The following is a 7961-nucleotide window of genomic DNA, read 5'->3' as shown; positions in this document are numbered from 1 at the left end:
GTGCATGATCCACCGGGGTCTCTCGTATTGATTTCTGAAAGGTATGGTTGGACTGGCGCAAACTCGTCTGCGCTGTTTGATGCCTACCTTTTTCGGGCGCCAGAACGTGGCGCGCTGCCAACTTTTTATTGACAAATAATTTGACTTAATGCGGCAGACTGCGATTGTTGCCGCCGGGCAAGTCGGAGCAGAGTTATGGTAAAGATTCTTGTTGCATTCTATTCGCGCAATGGATCGACCGAGTTGTTGGCGAATGCGATCGCCGACGGTGCACGCGAAGAAAAGGCGACTTTGCGGGTTCGCCGGTGCCGGGAAGTTGTACCGGACGCCGTGATGACGCAGGTGCCCGGCTGGGCCGAGGCCGCACGCCGGATGAACGAAGCGTATCAGGCTCCCACACCAGAAGATGCGGAATGGGCAGATGCCATTATCCTCGGTTCGCCAACGCGGTTCGGACTCGTGTGCAGTGAGGTGAAGGCGTTCATTGACGGGCTGGGCGGGCTCTGGAGCAAGGGTGCGCTGGCCGGGAAAGTGGGTTCGGCATTCTCATCGACGGCGACCCGGCATGGCGGCAATGAACTGACCAATTTCACTCTGTTCGCGCCGTTCGCTCATCTGGGTATGATAATCGTGCCGCCCGGATACACGGATTCCGCCATGTACGCAGCCGGTACACCCTACGGTGCCACGAGCGTGTCCGCTGGTTCAGATCAGCAAATGCCAACCGATGTTGACCTTGAGGCGGCGCGCTACCAGGGACGCCGTGTCGCCTCTGTCGCGGCAAAACTGCGCGGCTAGAGGAGAGAAGATTTAGCTTGAAGAGGGATGTGGGTCGACGCGTGCTTTCGTTAAAAAACTTGACAAAAAGGATCCGTGGATCGAGCATCTGCAGCGACCGGGAAGGACTTTTTCAGGAGGTGTTTATGACCGCAGCAAAGCTCGATACGCCAATCAAGGGTGTGCATCACGGCGCCTTCCGCTGCCGCGATGCCGAACAGACGCGATGGTTCTATGAGGACGTGCTCGGACTGACCGTGGAAGGAGCCGTCATGTCGGAGACTGTGCCCGGCACGGGAGACGATGACCCTTATCTCCATATCTTCTTCCGTATGGCAAATGGGGAGTACATCGCATTTTTCGATGCTCCCAATTCGGCCGATCCGAGCTGGTTCAAGCGCAAGGAAAGCTTCGATATGCACTTTGCTTTCGAGGTCGACAGCGAAGCAGAGCTGGATGCTATGCAGAAGCGGATTAATGACATGGGCGTTTCAGCGCTTGGGCCGGTAGAGCATGGTTTTGTCAAGTCTGTTTACATGTACGATCCAAACGGCATCCAGATCGAGCTGACTGTCAGGAGTGACGATCATGATGAGATCTTCGCGAGGGAACGGGCGGGTCTAAAAGAAGAGCTTGCACGATGGACCAGCCATACGCGCGGTCAGAAGGTTCAGAAATTCGGGGCTGAGTCGGTGGACAAGCGCGGCCGGGTCAGATGAGGGGCGCCTTGCGGACCGCGTCTGCAGATAGTCCTCAATAAGCGACCCCGGTTATGGCCTTAAGGCTGCGCCTGGAGTAACCTTCCAGGCAAAGCGGGGAATCATGCATGCGCAATCCATACCTGATCGTCACCCTCCTCGAAGCGTTCGAATGGTATGATGAGTGTCTCCAGCTTAGCATGCAGAGCCTCGGCTGGCCGGAGCTCTCACGCTCTGAGTCGATGGTTATGATGCACGTGCAGCTGAACAATGTCCGTCCAGCGGATATCGCGCGCAGTCTTCGCCTCACCCGTCAGGCTGTCCACCATACGATCGGCGCGCTAGTCGATCGTGGCATCCTCGAACTCGTTGACGACCCGACGGATGGTCGCGTGCGCATCGTTCAGCTCACAGAGCTTGGCCGGGCCATGCGGCGCGATGCCCGAAAGATTGTCAACGGGCTCGGTAAAGTGCTGGGCGATAAAATCGGCGACGCCGAATTCGAGCATCTGCGCTCCATCCTCCAGCGCGAATGGGGCCCGCCCGTCATTGTGCGGGAAGGCACCGGTCCCGGCAAGAAGTACCAGGAAGACTTCGCCAGCGCCGAAGGCGCCTCGCTGAAGCGCAACAGTCGTTCCGGCCGCGGGTCCAAACGAGGCGTCCGAAGAAAAATATCGTAAAATAACTTTACGATATTTGTTAAGGCAATATGCTTCACCCAATGCCCGTTTAGAGGCAATTGGGAGGCATGAATGAATCCGCGTAAAAAAACGCCCGCCTATTCCTGGTATGTGCTGATCCTGCTGCTGGCGGCCTACGTCGTGGCCTTCATGGATCGAATCGCGCTGAGCCTCGCCGTCGATCCGATCCGGACGGACCTCAACCTGACCGAGGTCCAGATCAGCCTTCTGATTGGGCTTGCCTTCGTGCTTCTCTATACGACGGCTGGTATCGTGCTCGGGCGGTTTGCCGATACCGGGAACCGGCCGAGGCTTATCATCATCGGCATGATTGTATGGTGCGCGGCGACATCCGCATCGGGCCTTGCCACGGGGTTTGCGACGCTGCTTGCCGCCCGTGTGCTTGTTGGCCTCGGCGAAGCTACGCTGTCCCCGGCCTCCTACTCGCTCATCTCAAGCTATTTCCCGCCGACCCGGCTGGCGCTGGCGACGAGTGTCTACACGCTCGGTATTACGCTGGGCAGCGGCATTGCGACGTGGCTGGTCGGCATGATCGTGGAGAATTCCGACAAGCTGAACTTCTTTGATGTTGCCGAAAGCACCGATGGCTGGCGGGCTGGTTTCGTCCTCATCGGCCTCATCGGCATTCCCTTCATCCTGCTCATGTTCACCGTCCGCGATCCGCGCAGCGATGGCGAAGATACTGATGAGGCAGCGCCGAGCATCGGCGATGTGCTCGGCCATCTTTTGCAGAACCGATCAGCTTACGGCCTGGTGCTCGGCGGCTATGCGGTCATGGCGATGGCTTCGATCGCGATCGTTTTCTGGGGGCCGACCTATTTCATGCGGGTGCACGACTATTCCCAGGGCGGCGTCGGCGCGTTGTTCGGTTTTGGTATGGCGGTGTGTGGCACGGCAGGCCTGCTCACGGGAGGATGGCTCGCTGACCGTCTCTTTGCGCGCGGACTTGTCGATGCAACACCCCGTCTCGTCCTCTTCTCGCTGACATTGCAAATTCCACTCTTTGCCGTGGTCTATCTCACCGGGAGTGGATCGCTGGCCGCTTATACGCTCGTCCCGGCGCTATTCGTGATGCTGATTCAGGGCGGGCTTCAGGGGGCCACCATACAGCTTCTCGCGCCGCGCCGGATGCGGGGCCTGATCGTAGCAATCTATTTCATGGCGGCGAATGTCATTGGCATGGCTGTCGGACCATTCGTGACCGCACTCCTGGTCGAGACCGTCTTCGGCGACCCTTCCAGCATCGGGACGGCTCTTGCCGTCGTCACGGCTGGAAGCTCGGTTATCGCGATCGCCATGATTACCGCTGGACTGCCAGCCTTCAGGGCGCTTGTCTCACAGACGCACGCCCCGGCCGTTCAGCGCATTGACGGCGAAACGAACCAGGCCTGAAAGACGCTGGAGATCGTATCGGTCAGCGGCATTTCAGGTGTGCCGCTTCGCGCCGCGACGGCATTGACGGCGACCGCCATGTCAGTGAGGTCGAACTGGTAGATCGCAAGATGGCGGAACTCGCCAGACCCATCCGCCTCACGGTGATAACGTCGGCCAGCAAAGCAGCCGGGCAGACGAAGACCGTCTGGGAAATGCTGGTTCCAGTACCAGTCGTCGAACTCTTTTTCGCGGCCCTCCTGCGCATTGGTCAGGGCGATGAGGCAGGGCGCGCTCCAGTCGGGACTGGGTGTGCCGGTCCAGTCATGGCGGGGCACGAATGGGGCGAGCTTGTTGCCGCTGCCGGGTGCAGAGGCGGCAGCGCCTGAGGTAAGGTCCAGCCAGGCGTAAGGATAGGGCTTCGGCGCGCGCTGGGCCTCGCAAAGCTCAAATCTGTAGTGGGCGGCATCATCGGGGCGCGGAGCCTCTGTCGAGGCGCCGAAAAATTCCAGTCCAATCGTCTCCTGGGCGCAATTCATTCTGTTTCTCCTCCAAAATATTGTCATATTATTTGACAAAATATGACCATGCCGCCATGCTGTGGTCAACGAATAATAAGAAGTAGCATATGGGAGGAATAATTGGACCATTCAGAAATGGAGCTTGCCGCCAACACGTTCTTCGGCGCGGTCGAGAAGGGCGACATCGACACGATCAGGTCGATGTATGATCCCGACATCCGGATCTGGCATTCTCGCGACGAGGCCAATACCGACATGAAGCAGAGCGTTGAGCTGCTGACCATGTTCTTCGACAGGGTATCCGACCGCAAATACGAGGTCCTGTCCAGACACTTTCACGAGGGCGGATTCGTCCAGGAGCACATCGTCCACGGAAAGCTCAAGGACGGCACAGTGATGCGTCTTCCCGTCTGCTTCCTTTGTACATTTGCAGACAACGGACGCTTTCTCCGGATCGCTGAATACTGCGACTCCGCCAAGTCACCACTCAAGGGCGTCGTCCAGCACGAAGCCTAGAAAATCGTTTAATTAGTTTACCAAATAGGCCGAATGAATCTGCCAGTGAGCAGACACGGCTTTCCTGGGAGGGAAATTAGAATGTACCGCAAGTTCAAACTGTTCACAGGCACCGCTGCCATTGCCCTTTCGGCTACGCTCTGCGCGGTCCCGGCCTCCGCTCAGGAAGCTGGCGACACAGCGACAGAGACCGGCACAGACGATGCATCCAACGAAACCGCACAGGGCAGCTCACTCAAGCTCCAGCCAGTCGTGGTCAATTCACGTAAACGGGTTGAGCGTTTGCGGGACGTGCCGATTTCCGCCGAGGTCCAGACCGGCGAGCAGCTCGCCGATCTTGCCATTCCAAACCTCGAACGTATGTCGCTCTACGTCCCGAACCTGACCATCCAGCCTGCGCCGGGCGTGCCTTCGCTCTATATTCGCGGCATCGGGTCGGGGCCAAACAACCCGGCATTCGAACCGTCGGTCGGCCTATTCGTGGATGGTATCTATCTCGGCCGTGGCCGCCAGACATCTTCGGATTTCCTCGATGTCGAACGGGTCGAGGTGCTGCGCGGCCCGCAGGGCGCGCTCCTTGGCAAGAACACCTCCTCAGGTGCCATCAATATTACGACGGCAAATCCTGGTCAGGACACAGAATTTTCGCTGACGGCGACAGGCTTCTTTGAAGGCGACGAGGGTTATGAGGCGACTGCCGTCGCATCCGGCCCGCTCAGCGACAATCTTGGGGCCCGCATCGCCCTGCGCCTCGATGACCGTGACGGCTGGCTGTACAACACTGCGAAGAACCAGACCGGCCCACAGCGCGAAAGCCTCCAGGGCCGCCTCACCCTTGTCTATGATCTGAACCCGGCCGCCCGCTTCACTTTCAAGGCGACCCATTTCGACTACGACTACGAGGATGACTTTTTCTCGACGTCGGCCTTCGGTGATCCGAAGACATTTACCCGCGCGACATCGCCTGAGGTCGACGAGTTTGACGACGGCGATTCAACGGTGCTCGCCCTTACCGGCGAGTTCGACCTTGGCGGCGGCTACACGCTGACCTCGACCACGGGCTATTCCGAATTCTCGTATCTGCGCCAGGTTGATAGCGACTTTGCAGAGGCGAACCTCTTCAAGACCCAGTTTGGCGAATCCTTCTGGCAGTTGTCGCAGGAGCTGCGGCTTGCCTCTCCGACGGACGGCCCATTCAGCTGGCTGGCCGGGGCCTATATCCACCGCGCCGAAAGCGATGATATTCTGGCCCAGTCCACCATCACCTTTCTTCCGACGTTCGACGGGGTCGGTACACGCTCTATGGACCAGGAGACAGATTCCCTGTCCGCTTATGGCCAGGCGAGCTACCGGTTTACAGATCGCTGGCAACTAACGGGCGGTGTGCGGGTCACCAACGAGTCCAAGTCGGCGACCTATGACCGGTTCAATGTCGGTAGTGTGCCGGGGACCTGGTCGGAAACGGACCTCGAAGGCGAGATCGAGGAAACTGAGCTCGATCCATCTGTCCAGCTCCAATACTTCCTCGACAATGGCATGCTCTATGTCTCGCTGGCGCGCGGCTCCAAAGGCGGTGGTTTCGTGGCGGCCTCGACCGCTGTTGAGCAGGACGGCTTCGCCTATGATGGCGAGGTCTCCAAATCGGTTGAAGTTGGCGGCAAGTTCGACCTCGCCGACGGGCGTGCGCAGCTCAATGTCGCCGTCTTCCAGACCAAGTATGAAGACCTGCAAGTCTCGGCATGGGATCCTGCAGCGAACGCGACCATTACCCGCAACGCAGCGGATGCGACCTCTCAGGGCATTGAAGTGGGTCTTACGGCCCGCATAAGTGAGCCACTGACTTTCCGTGGCTCGGCGGCCTATCTTGACGCTAAATATGACGACTTCCCGAACGCGCTCTGCCTATATGACCCGAACCCTGCACCAGGCGTTTGCCTCGAAAACATCGGCGGTACGGACATCCCGCGTGCACCCGAATGGTCAGCGTCCGGCGGGCTCTATCTCGACACACCGATCACGAGCTCTCTGCAACTGACCGGCAATGTCACGGCGAGCTACCGCTCCGGCATCTTCCTGGACGATAATCTGAACCCGGCATCCTATCAGGATGAGTTCACCAAGATTGATGCCCGGATCGGTATCGGATCGATCAATGACAATTGGGAGCTGGCCGTTATCGGCCTCAACCTCACCGACGAGCTGACTTCGAGTTATGCGCTCGGCACACCGTTCACGGCGGGTAGCGAGAGCTATTCAATCGATCCGCCGCGCGTGATCGGTGTTCAGATGACGCTTCGCAACTAGGCAACATGGAACCTCCACCTGTTGCGTTGGTCACAGGTGGCTCCTCCGGTATAGGGGCAGCCATCTGTGACCGTTTTTCTGCCCGCGGCGACCGGGTCTTCAATGCGGACCTCGCGGACCGCAATGAGCCTGGCGGCGCGACATTCGTCGAGTGTGACGTTACCAGCGATGCGGCGGTCGAGGCCGTTGTCCGGAAGCTGGACGCGGATGTCGGCAAGCTGGACATTCTGGTCAACAATGCGGGCGGGGCTGGCAGCCCTTACCCGATCGCAGAGATGACCACGCAGAGCTGGAACAGCGCCTTCGAGCTGCTGCTCGGCGCGCCCCGGCGGATGACCACGGCTTTCCTGCCGCTGCTTGAGCGCTCCTCCAGCGCTAACATCGTCAACATAGCCTCTATCTGCGGGCTTCAGCCAGGCTGGGGCGGGGCGGCCTATTCGGTCGCGAAGGCGGCCTTGATCAAGCTCACCGAAGAAGCTGCGGCTGAATTCGCGCGCCGCGGGATCCAGGTGAACGCCGTGTCTCCCGGCTTCATTCCGACACCGATCTTCGGGCGCACGCGCGGGCTGACGCCCGATCGGGGTGAGGTGTTGCGCCAGGCGATCGAGAGCCGCGCCCACGATGCCCAGCCCTTGCCGCGACCGGGCAGTGCAGACGCCATCGCCGCAGCAGTCGCCTACCTGACCAGCCCAGATGCGGCCTTTGTGACAGGCACGAATCTTGTCGTGGATGGCGGGTTGAGCCTTGCGCCGGCGCACATGTGGGATGCCAGCTCGACATCACCTGTCGCGAGGATTCTCGCTGAGGCGCGTTCATCACTCGAGGTAGATGAGGGCGGGGCGGGCTGACCGTCAGTGCTGGCCTGAGCGTATTGCCTCCCAGCCCTGTTCGATCTTTGACAGCGCACCATCGACCAGCGGCTCCTTGCGGCAGCTCTCGTGATAGGCGCGGACATTTGCAAGGCCGGACATCGGATCATCCATACCGAACACAGGCGGATATTGCTGCACATAGCGAAGGATCGGCGCGATCGCGAGATCGGCCATCGTCAGCTCGCCGGCATTGGCATGGGT

At 59.6% G+C, this 7961-nt stretch carries 9 protein-coding genes; 7 read left to right on the top strand and 2 right to left on the bottom strand.

What is annotated here, in order from left to right:
• Nucleotides 1-195 precede the first annotated feature (195 nt).
• The 4 genes from wrbA to WA989_RS10420 all read left to right on the top strand — a co-directional run bounded on the left by wrbA (nt 196) and on the right by WA989_RS10420 (nt 3568).
• A complete protein-coding gene (gene wrbA, locus WA989_RS10435; protein WP_424340434.1) occupies nt 196-798 on the top strand; it encodes an NAD(P)H:quinone oxidoreductase in 603 nt (200 codons plus the stop codon).
• 125 nt (nt 799-923) lie between these two features.
• Nucleotides 924-1496, top strand: a complete 573-nt coding sequence (locus WA989_RS10430) for a VOC family protein (RefSeq protein WP_424340433.1) — start codon at nt 924-926, stop codon at nt 1494-1496.
• Between the two features lie 107 nt (nt 1497-1603).
• The gene (locus tag WA989_RS10425; RefSeq protein WP_424340432.1) at nt 1604-2155 is read left to right on the top strand and encodes a MarR family winged helix-turn-helix transcriptional regulator; all 552 of its coding nucleotides are present in this window, start codon (nt 1604-1606) and stop codon (nt 2153-2155) included.
• A 72-nt stretch (nt 2156-2227) separates the two neighbouring features.
• A complete protein-coding gene (locus tag WA989_RS10420; RefSeq protein WP_424340431.1) occupies nt 2228-3568 on the top strand; it encodes an MFS transporter in 1341 nt (446 codons plus the stop codon).
• Here WA989_RS10420 and WA989_RS10415 read toward each other — a convergent pair.
• Nucleotides 3535-4086 (bottom strand): hypothetical protein, encoded by a 552-nt coding sequence (locus tag WA989_RS10415; RefSeq protein ID WP_424340430.1) that lies wholly within the window; start codon nt 4084-4086, stop codon nt 3535-3537. The two genes, WA989_RS10420 and WA989_RS10415, sit on opposite strands and share 34 nt — an antisense overlap.
• 102 nt (nt 4087-4188) lie before the next feature.
• Between WA989_RS10415 and WA989_RS10410 the strand changes: the two genes are divergently transcribed.
• The 3 genes from WA989_RS10410 (at nt 4189) to WA989_RS10400 (ending at nt 7736) form a co-directional block, all read left to right on the top strand.
• Nucleotides 4189-4584: a nuclear transport factor 2 family protein gene (locus WA989_RS10410; RefSeq protein WP_424340429.1), complete on the top strand. Its 396-nt coding sequence runs from the start codon at nt 4189-4191 to the stop codon at nt 4582-4584.
• A gap of 81 nt (nt 4585-4665) precedes the next feature.
• Nucleotides 4666-6888, top strand: coding sequence for a TonB-dependent receptor (locus WA989_RS10405; protein ID WP_424340428.1), 2223 nt, complete (start codon nt 4666-4668; stop codon nt 6886-6888).
• Between the two features lie 5 nt (nt 6889-6893).
• Complete coding sequence (locus WA989_RS10400; RefSeq protein WP_424340427.1) at nt 6894-7736, top strand: SDR family NAD(P)-dependent oxidoreductase; 843 nt, start codon at nt 6894-6896, stop codon at nt 7734-7736.
• 3 nt (nt 7737-7739) lie between these two features.
• Here WA989_RS10400 and WA989_RS10395 read toward each other — a convergent pair.
• A partial coding sequence (locus tag WA989_RS10395; protein WP_424340426.1) for a glutathione S-transferase family protein occupies nt 7740-7961 on the bottom strand: 222 nt, incomplete at its 5' end.

Origin of the sequence: Henriciella sp., from assembly GCF_049649345.1 — a bacterium.
Taxonomy (GTDB): Bacteria; Pseudomonadota; Alphaproteobacteria; order Caulobacterales; family Hyphomonadaceae; genus Henriciella.
This window is presented reverse-complemented; position numbering and strand designations above follow the sequence as displayed.